The sequence below is a fragment of the Maribacter sp. 1_2014MBL_MicDiv genome, from assembly GCF_001865655.1.
Taxonomy (GTDB): Bacteria; Bacteroidota; Bacteroidia; order Flavobacteriales; family Flavobacteriaceae; genus Maribacter; species Maribacter dokdonensis.
This window is the reverse complement of the sequence record NZ_CP011318.1, coordinates 2081479-2099445: the sequence shown is the minus strand read 5'-3', so window position 1 is coordinate 2099445 and position 17967 is coordinate 2081479. Positions and strand designations below refer to the sequence as shown.

The following is a 17967-nucleotide window of genomic DNA, read 5'->3' as shown; positions in this document are numbered from 1 at the left end:
ATATTTATAAGACGAAAATAGCTTAATAGTAGTGTAAGAAAATACAACGGCTCGTTAAGAATAACCTAACGAACCGTTAATTTTAAATAATCTTGAATTGAAAAAATATATTACAAATCAAACCCAAGGTTCACCCCTAGCTTCTTTGCTATCAATTTATTTATTCTAATCTTTAATTCCGGAATACGAACAGAAGACAATACGTTATTTGCAAAGGCATACATTAATAATGCTCTTGCTTCTTTCTGTGGAATACCTCTAGATTGCAGGTAGAACAATGCATCTTCATCTAACTGACCAATAGTACAACCGTGAGAACATTTTACATCATCGGCAAAAATCTCTAATTGCGGTTTTGTATTGATGCTGGCCTTGTCACTGATTAAAATATTATTGTTCTGCTGAAAAGCATTGGTCTTTTGAGCAATTTTATCAACGATAATTTTACCATTAAATACCCCAGTTGAACTATCACCATAAATACCTTTGTAATCTTGGTGACTTTCACAATTAGGTTCAATATGATGCACTAAGGTATGGTGATCTACATGTTGCTTTTCACCTAATATAGTAACACCTTTCATGGTAGAATCTATATACTCCCCATTCTGATAAAAATTAAGGTTGTTACGAGTTAATTTACCCCCAAAGGAGAAGGTATGAACCTTAACAACACTCTTGTCTTTTTGATCGATATAGGTATTGTCGATTAATGAAGCAGATTCAACATCGTTCTGAATCTTATAAAAATCTACGATAGCACTTTTAGCGGCAAAAATTTCCGTAACCGCATTGGTAAGTACCTCGTTTGAGGTTAAACTCTGGTGACGTTCAATTATTTGTACTTCGGCATTTTCTTCAACAACGATCAAATTACGTGGTTGCAACATTAGTGAAGCCTCATTACCTGTGGAGAAATGTAAAATTTCAATAGGTTTTTTAGGCATCTTGTTCTTAGGAATATAGATATACGCCCCTTCTCTACTAAATGCTGTATTCAAAGATGTCAATGACTCGTCTTTAGATGCAATTTTATTGAAATACACATCTATAACCGGTTTGTACATTGGCTTGGTAAGTGCAGCACTCATTAAGCAGATATCTACACCGTCATGCGTAGTCTCAGAAAGGTAAGAACTGTAAATACCATCTACGAAAACAATCTTATAAGAATCGATCTCGTGTAAAAAGTAACGCTTTACATCTTTATATTCCAACGCATTATCCTCCTTTGGAAAAATGCTAAAATCAATTTTCTGTAAGCTATTAAGCGAAGTATATTTCCATGCTTCCTCCTTTTTGGAAGGAAACCCTTTTTCCTCAAAGTTCTTTATAGCCGCCATACGAACATCGTGTACCGGATGCTCTACATCCACGTTGTTCTCAAACGCCATAAAAGAGGAAATCAATTTATCTTTTAAATCCATATATCTTTAGTATTAAGTCCTTAGTACAAAGTAATTAAGTACTCTATACTAAGTACTTTGTACTTAGTACTAATTTTTTAAACCGCTGTTTCTTGCTTTAACCAGTCGTATCCTTTTTCTTCTAGCTCTAAAGCAAGTTCTTTACCACCAGATTTTACGATTTTACCATTATGCAATACATGTACATAATCTGGCACTATATATTCCAACAAACGTTGGTAGTGTGTAATTAAGATAACTGCATTATCCTTGCTCTTTAATTTATTTACACCACTAGCGACAATTCTTAGGGCATCAATATCCAAACCAGAATCGGTTTCATCTAAGATAGCCACCTTTGGCTCTAACATTGCCATTTGAAAAATTTCGTTTCTCTTTTTCTCACCACCAGAGAATCCTTCGTTCAAAGATCTAGATAAGAATTTGCGGTCAATTTCCAATAATTCAGATTTCTCACGAATTAATTTCAACATATCCTTGGCAGGCATGTCCTCTAAACCTTTTGCCTTACGAGATTCGTTAATGGCAGTTTTCATAAAGTTGGTTACAGAAACGCCTGGAATTTCCACTGGATATTGAAAAGAAAGAAAAACACCTTTATGCGCTCTTTCTTCTGGTGATACATCCTCTAAATCTTCTCCGCTTAGTTCAATAGAACCTTGGGTAACTTCAAAGTTCTCATTACCTGCAATTACAGAAGCTAATGTACTCTTACCTGAACCATTTGGTCCCATGATAGCATGCACTTCACCTGCTTTAACTTCTAGATTAATTCCTTTTAATATTTCCTTATCCTCTACACTAGCATGTAGATCTTTAATTTTCAACATAATATGTTACTTTAAATATTCTGGTGCCTATGGCTTTTTTTTAATATTGACTTTTCTTATCCTACAGAACCTTCTAAACTAATTTCCAATAGTTTTTGGGCTTCTACAGCAAATTCCATAGGTAGTTTGTTTAATACTTCTTTGCTGAAACCGTTTACGATCAATGCAATTGCCTTTTCAGTATCTATACCTCTTTGGTTACAATAGAAAATTTGATCTTCACCAATTTTACTTGTTGTAGCCTCGTGCTCTATCATGGCGCTTTTGTTCTTTGCCTCAATGTACGGGAAGGTATGTGCACCACACTCGTTACCCATCAACAAAGAATCGCATTGAGAGAAATTACGTGCACCTTCTGCACGGCTGTTCACCTGTACCAGTCCTCGGTAACTATTTTGGGATTTACCTGCAGAAATACCTTTAGAAATAATAGTACTCTTGGTGTTCTTACCAATATGAACCATTTTAGTTCCCGTATCTGCTTGTTGGTAATTGTTTGTTACTGCAATAGAATAGAATTCCCCTATGGAGTTATCTCCTTTTAAGATACAAGAAGGGTATTTCCAGGTAACGGCAGATCCTGTCTCTACCTGAGTCCAAGAAACTTTGGCGTTCTTTTCCACCAATGCTCTTTTGGTAACAAAATTGAATACTCCGCCTTTACCATCTTTTCCTCCAGGGAACCAGTTTTGTACCGTTGAGTATTTAATTTCCGCACCATCTAAAGCAATAAGCTCTACAACGGCTGCATGTAATTGGTTTTCATCTCTAGAAGGTGCAGTACAACCTTCAAGGTAACTTACGTAACTATCTTCATCGGCAATAACTAAGGTACGCTCAAACTGACCTGTACCTGCTTGATTTATTCTAAAATAAGTAGAAAGCTCCATTGGGCAACGAACACCTTTTGGAATGTAACAGAAACTACCATCAGAGAAAACCGCAGAATTTAAGGCTGCGTAAAAATTATCTCTTTTTGGAACTACAGAACCAATATACTTTTTCACCAATTCTGGGTGATCTTTAATAGCTTCAGAAATGGAACAGAAAATAATACCTTTTTCCGCCAAAGTCTTCTTAAATGTAGTTGCTACGGATACAGAATCCATTACAATATCTACCGCAACGTTTTGAAGTTTCTTTTGCTCGTCCACAGATATTCCCAACTTTTTGTACATCTCCAATAACTCTGGATCAACATCATCTAAAGTTTTGTTCGGATCTGCTTTCTTTGGGGCAGAGTAGTAAGATATCGCTTGAAAATCTGGTTTTTGATAATGTACATTAGACCATTCTGGCTCTTCCATTTCTTTCCAGTACTTAAAAGCCTCTAATCTCCAAAGCGTCATCCATTCCGGCTCTCCTTTTTTCTTAGAAATAGCAATAACGATCTCTTCGTTTAAACCATTGGGAAACGTTTCGGATTCAATATCTGTATAGAAACCATACTCGTATTCTTTGGTTTCCAGTTCTTTCTTTAATTCTTCTTCTGTATATGCCATATATTTATAGTTAATAAGTTAAAAGTTAACGAGTTAAAACTAACTACATCTCTTCTTAACATATTTAATATAGTTTGCTAGCTGCTTTGAAATTACCACAATTTGCGCTCTATACTCTATTAATTCCCTTTTATCAAAATATCCTATTTCCTCCATTACATTGAAAAGATTTCTCACTTCTCCTGAAGATCCTTTCGCAAAATATAGGAACCTAATCAATTCCTTATCCGTTTCTCGCTCAAAACCTTCGGAAATATTATTTGAAATTGAAATTGTTGCTCTTCTTAATTGATCAACCATTGCAAAATCATTTTTCAGAGGCTGCCTTTCTAGCAATCTATAGATATTCCCTGTAAACGTTATCGGTAATTTGTATACTTCTAAATCTTCAAAAGAACTATACATAACCACCTTTACTTATTTCCTTTTTTCTCTTTTTACTTTATTTATAATGAAAAACTTTCGCCACAACCACAGGTTCTTTGTGCGTTAGGGTTGTTAAAAACAAATCCTTTTCCGTTTAGACCACCTGAGTATTCCAGCACAGTTCCTACTAAATATAAAAAGCTTTTTTTATCTACGATAATTCGTACATTATTGTCTTCGAACACTTTATCTGCTTCATCTTTCTTATTATCGAAGTTTAACTCGTAAGATAATCCACTACACCCGCCACTCTTAACACCAACACGCACAAAATCTTTAGAAGCATCAAAACCCTCTTCTGTCATGAGGCTGATGACTTTCTGTTTAGCCGTTTCTGATACTTGAATCATAATATCTCGATTTAATCTAAAAATAGTTTACAAATATACGTTATAAGTAGGTTTTTACCATAGAACCTTACATTATTATAACGTATAAGTCAATAGAGAAATCCTATGATCAACTGTTGAAGGTTATTTAATTTTTAGAAGTACAAGTTCTTTATTTCCTTTAGAGGTCAAGGTATTAAAATCAGTACTTGCCGTTTCTCCCACCACCATTACACTTCCGTCCTCATTTTCAATGAGATCATATGCAAAATCCAGTCCCGACCCACCATAGGATTTCTCCCAGACCAATTCTCCTACACTGTTGGTTTTCACCAGCCAAATATCATTCTCACCATAATTAAACGAACTGTCCTTATCATCACTTTTTGAATTACCGGTAATGTAGAAACCGCCATCTTTACTCTGCACAACAGCTTGTGCCAGATCAAACTCCGATCCGCCATAGGTCTGCTCCCATATAAGGTTACCTTCGGCATCAATTTTAATCATCCACACATCAGACCCTCCATGATTGACCAATACATCTCCATTGTTACTAAATGTATTTCCTACCACAACATAACCATCATCTAAGGTTTTTGCTATATCATATGCAACCTCAATACCATCGCCCCCAAATGAATGCTCCCAAAGCAGATTGCCAAATACATCTACTTTAACTACCCAGAACTCATAACTACCATTGGTGCTGCTAACATCGTAATCATCACTTTCAGTAAAACCGGCCATTACAAAACCGCCATCATTACTCTGAACCACGCTGTGAGCACGGTCATTGTTTGTTCCACCAAAATAACCTCGCCACTGAATACTTCCATTTTCATCTATTTTGGTTCCCCAAAATTCACCCACACCATGGCTGGTAAGACCGTTTCCTTTTTCAGTATTGCCGTCGGCCCTGGCCGAGGTAATATCTAAAAAACCCGTAAAAAAGTACCCACCTTGTGACGCCTCAAGAATATCGTATGAATGATCATGTCCAGAAAAGCCATAGCTGCTCTCCCATTCCAAAACACCTTGTGCATCTAATTTTAAAATCCAGTTGTCATGAAAACCTTGATTATTGGTAGCATCACCATCACTACTCATGGCATAACCCGTTAGCGCATAACCACCATCTGTAGTTTGAACCAAACTCTGACCGATATCGTCCATACTACCGCCATAAGTTTTGTTCCATTGTAAAACTCCGTTGGCATCAAATTTTAAAAACCAATAATCATTTTCTTCCTCAAACTTTGCAGCAATATCACCATCAATACTACCTGTATATCCTAAAACGGCAAAACCGCCATCGTTTGTTCCAATAATTGCCTGAGCACTTTCGTTTCCACTACCGCCAAAATTTTTGACCCAAACCAACTCCCCTACAAATTCAGATTCTAGCCCGTTAAAAGCAACTTCTGCATCTTCTTTTGCACAAGAAAAAACAACACACAGCACCAAGAACAAAAGAATCCGTCTTATCATCAGTTCGATTTTTTAATAATAAAGAAACCGCTATTGATATCACTTACAACAATATTGGCACTTTCAAAATAAGGATAAACACTCCAAACACCTGAAAACTGCGTATTATCATTTTCAGGGTAGGTATCAAAATACCCTGTTTCAACAACCACACTATTCTCAATTTCAGAAATATCCAAAATTCGCACACCGGCAGTATAATTGGCTAAGAAAAACTCATATTGCAATACATAACCATTATGATCTATGGCATTCGTAGGACCTAAATACGTGTGATGCAACACGGGATTCTCTAAATCTGCCATATCAAAAATTAGCGTACGTGTTTTAAAACCTTGTCTCACCTCATCCAATTCATCACCTAGAATAAAAAAACGCTGATCTTCCGTAAACCAACCTTGGTGTGTATAGCCAATATTAGGATATGGCAATGTGGCCAAGGTTACCGGTGCACTCTTGTCCGATATATCCACAACTACCACTAAGTCTTCATTAGCGCCCACAAATATTTCCGCCCCTTGATAATCAGCATCAGGTCCATTATATGTAATCACCTGGGCATCATGCGTATATCCATTCAAACCCCAACCACCTGCAAGTACAGGAACAATAGGATTTTGTAGATCAAGAAAATGCACTCCGCCGTTAAACTCATCATCCCTATCAGTACCGACCGGATAGGCAAAACCAGAGGTTTCATTTATTACAATGTTATGTGCATTTCCAAGTCCGGTATAATGCCCGTCCGCCGTAAATTCTTGGGGAGGGCCAACAACATTTCGCAACCGCTTTAAATCAAACACCTGAACACCATGACCATTAGCCTCTGAGACCACATAAGCAAAATCTTCATACACTTTTACATCTCTCCAGGAACTGGCAGTTGTAGCTGTTGGTAGTTTTCCTAAGTACATGGGGTTTTCAGCATCGGAAATATCTATAAATACCGTACCATTATCCAAGCCCATTATGGCATACTCCTTACCTGTTTCGGCATCGGTCCACCCCCATATATCATTAGCCTCGCTAGCAGAAAAATCGTCCAAAGAAATATGCGCTACCAAATCATAGCCATTACAAGGGTAAATGCCTGCCATTCCATTATTGCATGGTACACTTCCTATTTCGTTAGGTATGTTGGAAGGCGTTTCATTTTCTACCTCATCGTCTAGCTCTAAATTGGCGCTATCATCTGAAGAACAGCTAAAAAGCAAAGAAAATGTTAAAAACCAAATCACCTTTTTCATGCAATCAATTTATAGTCAACACTTAAAGATACTAAATGCATTCATACAGAATGTATTAAATCCGTTAACCATTTAAATTTCAAAAGAAATCGATTATCTTCATTACCGAATCAAACAACAACAACTTATGTCAAACAACAAAATCAACGACAAAAAGAACACCCGCCGAAAATTTATGAAGAATACCGGTATGGCGGCAGCCGGTTTTATGATCGTACCAAGACATGTACTTGGAGGAACGGGCTTTATTGCTCCGAGCGACAAACTTAACATTGCAGGTATTGGCGCAGGAGGTAAAGGGCAAAGCGATATTGCATCGTTTGCCGAGAGCCCTAACGTTAACATTGTTTCGCTTTGTGATGTAGATGATAGACAAGCGGTTACTTCTAGAGAAAACTTCCCAAAAGCCAGTTATTACCATGATTTTAGGGAAATGCTAGATAAAGAAGGTAAAAACATTGATGCCGTTTCTGTTTCTACCCCCGATCACAACCACGCCGTTGCAGCTTACCAGGCAATGTCAATGGGCAAACACGTGTATGTACAAAAACCTTTGACCCATGATATTTGGGAAGCAAGAATGTTAACAGAGGCTGCCAAAAAATTCAAAGTTGTTACTCAAATGGGTAACCAAGGTGGTTCTGGCGACGGTGTACGTACCATGAAAGAAATTTATGATACCGGAATTATAGGTGAGGTACATACCGTAAAATGTTGGACCAACAGAGCAATTTGGCCACAGGCATTACAAACACCAACTAAAAAAGATCGTGTTCCTAAAGGTCTAAACTGGGATCTTTGGTTAGGCACCGCTCAAATGCGAGATTATAACAATGCCTACCTACCATTTGATTGGAGAGGTTGGTCAGATTTTGGAACAGGTGCACTAGGTGATATGGCCTGCCATATTATGGATCCGGTATATAGAATTCTTCCGATTTTATATCCAGATACCGTAGAGTGTAGTGTATCCGACTCCTTCAGTGGCAATTTCCAATATAAAGATTACCCTAAAAGTTTCCCGAATTCCAGTAAAATACATTTAAGCTACCCAAGAACGGATGGCAAAGGAAAAATAAAAGTAACTTGGATGGATGGCGGACTGCTACCTGAAAGACCAGAAGAATTAGGCGATGATGAAGCTTTAGGAAACTGGGATGGTGGTGTATTGTTCATAGGTACTAAAGGAAAGTTAATGGCAGATTGTTATGGTGCAAATCCGCGTTTACTTCCACTGAGCCTAAACGAACAGTTTGAAGTTGAACAAACCATTGCTCGTGTACCAGAAGGGCACTACTTACAATGGGTAAACGCTTGTATGGCCGGTTACGGTAATGCAGAGACCAGTTCATCCTTTGATTATGCCGGACCATTTACAGAAAGTATCCTAATTGGTAACTTGGCATTAAAATCTTATTTTGAAGTAGACCCTACGGTAGAGAACCAAAGCTTTTGGGGCGGTGGCAAACAATACCACGGTAGAAAACGCTTACAATGGGATGCCGCAAATATGAAAATCACTAATTTTGAACCCGCAAATAAATACGTAAAACGCACCTATAGAGATGGTTATTCTTTAGGATAAGCACTCAACAACTTTATAATTTCAGTACTAAGACCGATGCTTTTCAGCTTCGGTCTTTTTTATGCCATACATCTTATTTTACTTCTTATTTTTGCAACATGCTAGAAGATAAAGAACAAGAAAGAACATCGTTGGAGAAATTGGGCGAATTTGGGCTCATTGAACACCTTACCAAGGGTTTTGAAATAAAACAAGCATCTACACTCAAAGGAATTGGTGACGATGCCACAGTTTTAGATTTCAAGGATAAAAAGACTGTAATAAGTACCGATCTTTTAATTGAAGGCGTTCATTTTGATCTTGCCTATATGCCATTGAAGCATTTAGGGTATAAATCTATCATGGTAAACCTATCCGATATTTATGCCATGAACGCTACGGCTACACAAGTAACCATTTCTATTGCAGTCTCTAATAGATTTCCGCTAGAAGCTCTTGAAGAATTATATGCTGGCGTAGCTACGGCATGCAAAACATATAATGTTGATTTAGTGGGTGGTGACACTACCTCTTCCAAAACAGGTTTAATGATCAGTGTTACGGCCATAGGTATTGCCAATGAAGAAGATATTGCTTACCGATCCGGTGCACAACCAAACGATTTATTGGTTGTATCCGGTGATTTGGGTGCGGCATATATGGGCTTACAAGTTCTGGAAAGGGAAAAAGAGGTTTTTAAAGTAAACCCAAATAGTCAACCCGATTTAGAACCTTATTCTTATATCGTAGAGCGACAGTTGAAGCCTGAAGCAAGAAAGGACATACCTGAGTTATTAAAACAATTGGAAGTTCATCCTACATCAATGATAGATATTAGCGACGGTCTATCCTCAGAAATTCTTCATTTGAGTAAAAGTAGCGGATTGGGAATTGACTTGTACGAAGACAAAATTCCTTTAGACCCTACCGTAATATCTGCATGTGAAGAATTCAAGATAGACAGTACCCTTGTAGCGTTAAGCGGTGGCGAAGACTATGAGCTATTGTTCACTATTGACCAAAAAGAATTCCCAAAAATTAAAGGCAATCCTAACCTTACCGTCATAGGGCATACCACGGGAAAAGACGAAGGGGCTTACTTAATTTCTAGGAATAATACGAAGATTCCGTTAACCGCGCAGGGTTGGAATTCATTTGACTAATAAATACCTATTATGACTATGCTACCTGTTGTTGCGTAGCCGTATGTCTTCTTTGGTAAATATGTTCTAATGTTCTATTGATATCTTGTAATTCAGGTGTCAATATAGACAGGTTGCCACTTACGTCTGTGGTTACTTCTTTTTGACAATGAATACATTTGTACTCCTTAATGTGAGATGTCACTTTCTTAGAAATGGAATAGTGATGGCCAAAGATGCTGCAGAATATTTTTTTCATGCTGTAGGTTTTATTGCAAGAATTCCGATTTGGGTGATCGAGAAAATGCGGTTAATATATTAGGTTGAAACTCAAGGAAATTAGCATACGCTTATTTTCCTTTTGTTAAAGTACAGTATATTAAAGGACTGAACCACTAATTGTTGTGAGTTTCACCTATGCTGTTGTCAATGCTCTTTTTTTTGCGGTTTCAAAAAATGAAAAAGCTTGGCTTACCTGTTATTTAATAATCTTTCACTTAATTTGTACCTATGTTTAAAAAGAAGGAAACCCTTGTAACCGCCTTTGCTCTATTCTCTCTTTTTTTTGGAGCGGGCAACCTTATTTTACCTCCCCTATTAGGGTTTAATTCTGGAAATCAATGGCTGGTAGTTACTATCGGTTTTGGACTCTCTGCCGTGGCCATTCCCGTTCTCGGAATTTTGGCTCATGCAAAATTACAAGGTTCCCTTATAGACTTTGGCAATAAAGTCTCACCTATTTTCAGCTTAGTATATGCATTTTTCATATACACTATTGCCATAGCACTCCCAAGCCCTAGAACAGCATCTGTAACGCATGAAATGGCCATTCAGCCATTTTGGGATATATCTTCTTGGTATACCAGCAGCATCTATTTTGCTTTGGTGTTATTGTTTGCGCTTAACCGTTCTAAAATATTGAATATACTGGGCAAGATATTGACGCCGGCTATCATTTTAATTCTTCTTTTGGTAATAGGAATAACGATTTTCTCTTTCCCCTTTGATTTTGGAAGCACTATGATTGCCAGTCCGTTTGCCAACGGAATACTGGAAGGCTACCAAACATTCGATGCTATTGGCGCTGTAGTTGTTGGTGGGGTAATCATCATATCCATTAACCTAAAGTATGTTGATGCAACCTATGACGAAAAAAAAACATTAATTAGAAATGCTGCCTGGTTTGCCGGTTTGGCCTTGTTTTTAATTTATATGGGTCTTATTCTTTCTGGAGCCTTGTCTCATGCTGTTTTTAATGCAGAAACGACCAGAACCGAAATATTATCCGGTTTAGCAAAACAGAGTTTAGGTAACATTGGTAATTTGTTCTTAAGTATACTGGTAGGTTTAGCATGTTTTACCACCGCAGTAGGTATCGTAACCGGTACGGCAGATTTTGTAGCATCAAGATTTAATGAGTCAAAATCGGCATATACCATTATGGCTATTATTGGTAGTGTATTAGGTGTTCTTGTTGGCCAGTTCAATGTAGCTTATATTATTGCCGTAGCCATACCCTCTTTAATGTTCATTTATCCCATTACCATTATACTCATTGTTTTGAATGTAGTGCCAGATAAATATGCATCGTCTTTGGTATTTAGAGCGGTAACCATAGCCACCATACTATTTAGTATTCCTGATTTCTTGGGAAGTATTGGAGCATTAACACCTGAAGCAAATACGTTTTCGTGGATTCCGCTTCAGCAGTATAGTTTAGGCTGGGTCTTGCCAGCTTTGATTGTGTTCGTAATTTTCAATATTTATATAAACGCCAACAAAAAATAAATTACTGAAAACTTATTACATCTAATTCATACCCAAAAACCAAACCTTCGCCATTTGTTTTCCGTAAGTGAGGTATACTAAAAAATTAGATTATGAAAATTTCAAATACGATTAAACTTGCCACTCTTGCCTTAACTTTAGGACTTACTACTTCATCCTTCGCTCAAGATGGTGCTATGGAAATGAAGAAGGACAAGAAAATGATGAAAAAGGAAAAAATGATGATGGAGACCAAAATGGTCGGTGGCGCTGAAATGTACCCTAATAAAAACATCATTGAAAATGCAGTGAACTCAAAAGACCACACAACTCTAGTTGCAGCAGTAAAAGCAGCAGAATTAGTAGAAACTTTAAAAGGTGAAGGTCCATTTACAGTTTTTGCTCCTACAAATGAAGCATTTGAGAAATTACCAAAAGGGACTGTTGAGACCTTGTTAATGACTGAAAACAAAGCGAAATTACAATCGATTTTAACATACCATGTAGTTGCTGGAAAAGTCAGCGCTATGGATTTAATGAAGATGATTAAAGATGGTAACGGAAAAGCTGAATTAACTACAGTAAACGGTGGCACTTTAACCGCAATGCTAAAAGGAAAGAAGGTTCAATTAAAAGATGCCGCGGGTAATATATCTACTGTGACAATTGCAGATGTAAACCAATCAAATGGAATAATTCATGTTATTGATGCCGTGGTTTTACCAGGTATGTAAGAATTAATATTCGCCCAATTTATAGGAACGGCCCATTTTTAATGGGCCGTTCCTTTTTTTAAAAATCTATTTCTAAACTAATAGGGCAATGATCACTGCCCATAATCTGATCATGAATTTCGGCGGACTTTACTTTGTCCCAAATAGATTCACTTACCAAAAAGTAGTCTAAACGCCAGCCCACGTTTCTACCCCTTGCACCACCACGTGCACTCCAAAAAGTATATTTATTGAACGTAGTAGGGTGTAGTTTTCTAAAACTATCAACTAAATTGACCTCTTTCAACATATGGTCAAACCCATCTATCTCCACTTGGGTAAATCCAGAAGTTTTGTTGTAATTACTTTTAGGGTTCGCTAAATCGTTCTCAGTATGTGCCACGTTAAAATCACCTGTAATGATCAACGGCTTTGATTTTGAAAGCTCTTTTAAGTAATTGGTAAAATCTTTATCCCATCCGGCACGGTAATCCAATCTTTTTAGTCCACTACCGCTATTTGGAATATAGACGTTCACCAAATGAAAGTGTTCAAATTCAGAATGGGTAATCCTTCCTTCTAAATCATGAATTTCTACCCCCATATTCTTGTTGAACGCCACGGGTTTCTGTTTAGAAAGAATTCCGGTACCAGAATATCCTTTTCTTTCGGCACTATTACTAAACAGTTCATAATCTGTAATTTCTTTCAATGCTTCGGCAACCTGATCATCTTGCGCTTTGGTTTCTTGAACGCAAAACACATCAGCATCAAATTCCTTTACAATATCCTCAAATCCCTTTTTAACCGAAGCCCTAATTCCATTAACGTTCCACGATACTAATTTCATGCTTGCTATTTAGTTGTTCATTAATTCCTCTATCTCATCTGCCTTAATCGGAATATTCGCCATTAAGTTAAAAGGTTCTCCTTTTTCTTGAATAACCACATCATCTTCTAAACGAATACCCATATTTTCCGCAGGTATATAAATACCCGGCTCTACTGTAAATACCATATTGGCTTTCATTGGTGTTTTCAAAGCCCCATAATCATGCGTATTCAAACCAATATGGTGACTTGTACCGTGCATGAAGTATTTCTTGTATGCAGGCCATTCGGGATTTTCATTTTGTACATCGGCTTTATCCAACAAACCAAGACCTAAAAGTTCTGAGGTCATTATTTTACCACATTCCTTGTGATATTCTGCCCAAAGCGTACCCGGTACCAACATTTTGGTAGCATCGTCTTTTACACGTAAAACAGCATTGTACACCTCTTTTTGGCGTTTGGTAAATTTTCCGCTTACAGGTATAGTTCTAGTAAGATCACTAGAATAATTGGCATATTCCGCAGCAGTATCCATCAAAATTAAGTCACCTGCATTACATGGCTTATTATTCTCCAGGTAATGTAAAACATTAGCATTATTACCAGATGCAATAATTGGCGGATAAGCAAAACCTTTAGATTTGTTTCTTATGAACTCATGCAGCAACTCAGCCTCAATTTCATACTCCATTACCCCTGGTTTCACAAAACTTAGTAGTCTTCGAAATCCCTTTTCAGTGATATTACATGCCGTTTGCATAATATCAATTTCCTCAGGTTCTTTTACTCCTCTAATTTCCTGCAAAATAGGATTACTCTTTGCTACGCGATGAGCAGGGTATTCACGCTTACATTTTTCAATAAACCGATCTTCTCTGGTCTGCGTTTCTACCGCCTGCCTGTAATGCTCGTTTGTATTAAAATAAATAGTCTCGGCTTCGGTCATTAGATCGAAGAAGATTTTATCAAAATCTTGCAACCAACAAATGGTTTCTATACCAGACACTTCCGTAGCCTTTTCTTTTGTCAATTTTTCACCTTCCCAAATGGCAATATGCTCATTGGTTTCACGAACAAACAAAACTTCGCGATGTTTTTTATTTACAGCATCGGGAAACAACACCAGTATCGTTTCTTCTTGATTAGCACCAGATAGGTAAAATATATCTCTATGTTGCTCAAAAGGCAAAACACTATCGGCTCCTATCGGGTAAATATCGTTAGAGTTAAAAACTGCAATACTTTTAGGTTGCATGCGGTCCATAAACTTCTTACGGTTCTTTATAAATAGGGAGTTAGGTATTTGATCGTATTTCATGAATTTATATTTTGATATAAAATTACGCATTATGTGTTGTTTCCTTAAAAAATAGGGCATGGAATTATAAAATTTACAAGAATGTTAGCACAACTTCTTAGCTACAAAATGGCTAACTTGTATACCTAAACCAAACAAAGACAACTCATGAGAAAAATTGCTTACCTCATCTTAGGTGCACTATGCCTACAGGCATGTTCAGAAACGCCGAAAGAAGAAACACAATCTGACCTTTTTGCCCGTATTGATACCGAAATAAAACAAAATTCCAAAGGCTATAGCACGTTAAAGGAAGCTACCGAAACTATAGGTCATAGGTTAACAGGATCAACCAACGGTGCACAGGCAGAAGAATACACCTACAACAAATTCAAGGAATATGGTTTTGAAGATGTTGTTTACCAAACTTTTGAAGTTGAGGCATGGGCAAGAGGCGAAGTTTCTTTAACCATCAACGAGGATGATGTTAAGGTAGTGACCTTAGGTCATGCACCTGTAGAGGCACACGTTACCGGTGAAATTGTAGACATGGGCAATGGACTAGATACAGACTACGCTGCCAAGCCAGATGCCGTAAAAGGAAAAATAGCTTTGGTATATATTAATATTCTACCAGGTAGCGAAGAAGGGTTAAGCAATTTACACCGTAGCGAGAAAACGGCTTTAGCCATAAAATATGGTGCTATTGGCATTATAATCATTAACCAAGTGGATAATGGCGCTTTACTTACAGGTACCGCTTCGGTCACCGGAGAGTTGATTCCAATACCTGCGGTATGTATTGGCAAGGAAGATGGCATGGCATTAAAAGAAACGTTGAAGACCAAAAAAGCTACCGCCAAAATTGACATGACCAATACAAGCGATATGATTAAGGCAAGAAACGTAGTTGCAACATTACCAGGTACAGAAATACCTCAAGAAGAAATTGTCATTGGTGGTCATTTAGATTCTTGGGATCTGGCTACCGGTGCCATAGATAACGGTATTGGTTCATTTGCGGTGCTTGACATTGCAAGGGCATTCAAGGCTAATAATCTACAACCAAAAAGAACCGTGAAGTTTGTAATGTTCATGGGAGAGGAACAAGGTTTACTAGGTTCTAAATATTTGGTAGAACAAGCTGTTGAGAACAATACCATTGAAAACATTAAATATATGATGAACCTAGATATGTCTGGTAACCCAATAGGTATGAATGCTGGCGGTAAATTAGATAATGAACAGTTTTTTAAAGATTTAGGTGCTGCCATTCAAAAACAGGACACTATTTATCAAAACAAGTTCTCCAACAGATCTGGGCTACATAGCGATCACCAACCATTTATGCTTGAAGGTGTGCCCATTTTATCGGTTCATAGTAATTTAGACCGTTCTATCTATGGCTGTTACCATTCTGATTGTGACGATTTTCATTTGGTGAATGAAGACCATATGAAAAATACGGCACGTTTTGGCACAATGATGTTATATGCTCTGGCAAATGCCGATACTTTACCAGCAACAAAAATGGATAGTGAAACCACTAAAGAATTCATGATCAAGAATGATTTAAAAGAGAAATTGATCATTGGCAACGAATGGAAATGGGAAGAGTAATCTCCATCAAAAGAATATTATTAAGGCAGGGCATTGTACCCGCATTACTCTGCCTTTCTTTTTTAGCAGGATGCTCTCAGCAGCCTGAAGAAAAACCAGTAGATTATTTTGAGCTTGTTCGACCAGAATTCACGGGTCAGCTTGCGTATGAAACTACAGATTTTGTAGAAGATTATTGGCGTGTTGTGGGCAACACCGGTTTTAATAAAACAATTCACCTTATTGCAGATAGTCTAAAAGCAGCAGGTTATGTATTAGAAGAGGAAGCAAAAACTGGTGACCGTTTTACCTACCGTATTGAAAAGCGAGCAATGAGCCGCCAAACTTGGGAACCTGTTTCAGCATCACTGCAAATTGTAGGTCAAGAAATGCCCTTGCTACTTTCACAAACCAATAGAAACATGACTTATTTAAATTCGGCTTCTACCTCAAAAGAAGGTATTAAGGCAGAAGTTGTATGGGTAACATCTGTTGAAGAATTGGAGTCCGTCTCCATGAAAGGCAAAGTAGTTTTTGCAGAAATGAGTGCTCGAAAGTTGTACAAAACCGCAGTGAAAAACGGGGCAATAGGAATTCTCACCTATGACAACCCAGGGTATTTACAACCAGAGAAAAATACCACTTCAATTCAATTTAGAAGTCTTCCTTCACCATCTGATAGTGATTTTTGGGGCATTGCCCTGTCATATGAGGCAAAAGAAAAATTAATAGCGCAACTTAAAACAGGTGCTACTGAAGTTCTAGCAAAGATAGAAACCAAAAGATATCCATCCGAAGAACTAACCATTGTTGCAGATATTAAAGGAAATGAATTGCCAAACCAACGATTAGTGTACAGCGCGCATGTTCAAGAACCCGGCGCAAATGACAACGCAACGGGTGTTGGCACGCAATTAGAAATGGCTAAAACCGCAGCCAAATTATTCGGCGAAAATAAAATAGCATTTAAAAGAACCATGACTTTTTTATGGGGCGACGAAATTGTTTCTACCAACCGGTATATTCAAGAAAATCCAGAGCGTGCAAAAGGAATTAAATGGGGAATTAGTCTTGATATGGTAGGCGAAAATACTGCAATAACAGGCGGCACTTTCTTGATTGAAAAAATGCCAGACCCCAGTGCTATTTGGACTCGTGGTAATGATAAACATAGTGAATGGGGCGGTGATGTTTTAAATTTAGAAGACATGAAACCACACTATTTAAATGATTTTATAACATCGACCTTTAAAAAACAGGGCGAATTTGCGAATTGGGTGGTAGAAACCAACCCGTTTGAAGGTGGCAGTGATCACACTCCGTTTTTACAAGCTGATATTCCCGGACTTTTACTTTGGCATTTTACAGACCAATTTTACCATACCGATAACGACCGTATAGACAAGGTTTCACAAGAAACCATGAAAAATGTGGGTACTGCGGCACTAGTGAGCGGACTCACCCTAGTAAATTCATCTACGGCATTTGCCTTAGAACAAATATCCTTATTGGAACAAAAAGCCATAGATCGTTTACAGACCGAATTTCAATTAAGTGTAAACGCTATTAAAAATGGCAACGCCATTGAGAATGAAAAGGCTATTCTAGAGGCTTGGGAAGATTGGTACGTTAAAGCCATCTCAACCACTAGCGATGTTGTTTCAAAATCAAATGGCGATATTAAAGATGCCATTAAAGAATCACAATCAAGGGTATCGTTAAAATCACAAGAATTGATCAAGAAATTGAAAACCAGCTCTAAAAACTAATCAGTAACTTACCATTTGCAGTATCAAAAA

Annotated in this window: 16 protein-coding genes; 6 read left to right on the top strand and 10 right to left on the bottom strand. The window is 37.5% G+C overall.

The features are described from left to right. Positions 1 to 110: 110 nt before the first annotated feature. The 7 genes from sufD to YQ22_RS08810 form a co-directional block, all read right to left on the bottom strand. On the bottom strand, positions 111 to 1427 hold the full coding sequence (sufD, locus tag YQ22_RS08840) for a Fe-S cluster assembly protein SufD (protein ID WP_058104474.1): 1317 nt from the start codon (positions 1425 to 1427) through the stop codon (positions 111 to 113). Positions 1428 to 1504: 77 nt separating this feature from the next. Beyond that, positions 1505 to 2257, bottom strand: coding sequence for a Fe-S cluster assembly ATPase SufC (gene sufC / locus YQ22_RS08835; protein ID WP_058104475.1), 753 nt, complete (start codon positions 2255 to 2257; stop codon positions 1505 to 1507). A 56-nt stretch (positions 2258 to 2313) separates the two neighbouring features. Continuing rightward, positions 2314 to 3759 carry a Fe-S cluster assembly protein SufB gene (gene sufB, locus YQ22_RS08830; protein WP_071340897.1) on the bottom strand — a complete coding sequence of 482 codons (1446 nt, stop codon included), beginning with the start codon at positions 3757 to 3759 and terminating at the stop codon, positions 2314 to 2316. Positions 3760 to 3798: 39 nt separating this feature from the next. Further along, a complete protein-coding gene (locus tag YQ22_RS08825) occupies positions 3799 to 4164 on the bottom strand; it encodes a four helix bundle protein (protein ID WP_071340896.1) in 366 nt (121 codons plus the stop codon). A gap of 41 nt (positions 4165 to 4205) precedes the next feature. After that, positions 4206 to 4535: a HesB/IscA family protein gene (locus tag YQ22_RS08820; RefSeq protein ID WP_058104477.1), complete on the bottom strand. Its 330-nt coding sequence runs from the start codon at positions 4533 to 4535 to the stop codon at positions 4206 to 4208. Positions 4536 to 4658: 123 nt separating this feature from the next. Beyond that, positions 4659 to 6005, bottom strand: a complete 1347-nt coding sequence (locus tag YQ22_RS08815) for a hypothetical protein (RefSeq protein ID WP_071340895.1) — start codon at positions 6003 to 6005, stop codon at positions 4659 to 4661. Next, positions 6005 to 7252, bottom strand: coding sequence for a choice-of-anchor B family protein (locus tag YQ22_RS08810; RefSeq protein WP_071340894.1), 1248 nt, complete (start codon positions 7250 to 7252; stop codon positions 6005 to 6007). The genes YQ22_RS08815 and YQ22_RS08810 overlap by 1 nt, the downstream gene beginning before the upstream one ends. A 127-nt stretch (positions 7253 to 7379) precedes the next feature. Between YQ22_RS08810 and YQ22_RS08805 the strand changes: the two genes are divergently transcribed. After that, positions 7380 to 8837, top strand: coding sequence for a Gfo/Idh/MocA family protein (locus tag YQ22_RS08805; RefSeq protein ID WP_071340893.1), 1458 nt, complete (start codon positions 7380 to 7382; stop codon positions 8835 to 8837). Between the two features lie 98 nt (positions 8838 to 8935). Next, complete coding sequence (thiL, locus tag YQ22_RS08800; RefSeq protein ID WP_071340892.1) at positions 8936 to 9979, top strand: thiamine-phosphate kinase; 1044 nt, start codon at positions 8936 to 8938, stop codon at positions 9977 to 9979. Between the two features lie 16 nt (positions 9980 to 9995). On the opposite strand, the gene YQ22_RS18925 is transcribed toward thiL, so the two are convergent. Further along, positions 9996 to 10217, bottom strand: a complete 222-nt coding sequence (locus YQ22_RS18925; RefSeq protein ID WP_074670994.1) for a hypothetical protein — start codon at positions 10215 to 10217, stop codon at positions 9996 to 9998. A gap of 251 nt (positions 10218 to 10468) precedes the next feature. On the opposite strand from YQ22_RS18925, the gene brnQ reads away from it, so the two are divergent. Together brnQ and YQ22_RS08790 are read left to right on the top strand one after the other, a co-directional pair. Then, entirely contained in the window at positions 10469 to 11746 is a 1278-nt protein-coding gene (gene brnQ / locus YQ22_RS08795) for a branched-chain amino acid transport system II carrier protein (RefSeq protein ID WP_071340891.1), read from the top strand. Between the two features lie 92 nt (positions 11747 to 11838). Then, positions 11839 to 12459, top strand: a complete 621-nt coding sequence (locus YQ22_RS08790) for a fasciclin domain-containing protein (RefSeq protein WP_071340890.1) — start codon at positions 11839 to 11841, stop codon at positions 12457 to 12459. A 58-nt stretch (positions 12460 to 12517) separates the two neighbouring features. Here the strand turns inward: YQ22_RS08790 and YQ22_RS08785 are convergent, their stop codons facing one another. Together YQ22_RS08785 and YQ22_RS08780 are read right to left on the bottom strand one after the other, a co-directional pair. Further along, positions 12518 to 13288, bottom strand: coding sequence for an exodeoxyribonuclease III (locus YQ22_RS08785; RefSeq protein WP_071340889.1), 771 nt, complete (start codon positions 13286 to 13288; stop codon positions 12518 to 12520). Between the two features lie 9 nt (positions 13289 to 13297). Next, positions 13298 to 14590 (bottom strand): aminopeptidase P family protein, encoded by a 1293-nt coding sequence (locus YQ22_RS08780; protein WP_071340888.1) that lies wholly within the window; start codon positions 14588 to 14590, stop codon positions 13298 to 13300. A 147-nt stretch (positions 14591 to 14737) separates the two neighbouring features. Here YQ22_RS08780 and YQ22_RS08775 point away from each other — a divergent pair, with 147 nt between their 5' ends. Together YQ22_RS08775 and YQ22_RS08770 are read left to right on the top strand one after the other, a co-directional pair. Beyond that, positions 14738 to 16189, top strand: coding sequence for a M20/M25/M40 family metallo-hydrolase (locus YQ22_RS08775; RefSeq protein ID WP_071340887.1), 1452 nt, complete (start codon positions 14738 to 14740; stop codon positions 16187 to 16189). Beyond that, complete coding sequence (locus YQ22_RS08770) at positions 16177 to 17937, top strand: M28 family peptidase (protein WP_071342549.1); 1761 nt, start codon at positions 16177 to 16179, stop codon at positions 17935 to 17937. The genes YQ22_RS08775 and YQ22_RS08770 overlap by 13 nt, the downstream gene beginning before the upstream one ends. Positions 17938 to 17967: the final 30 nt, after the last annotated feature.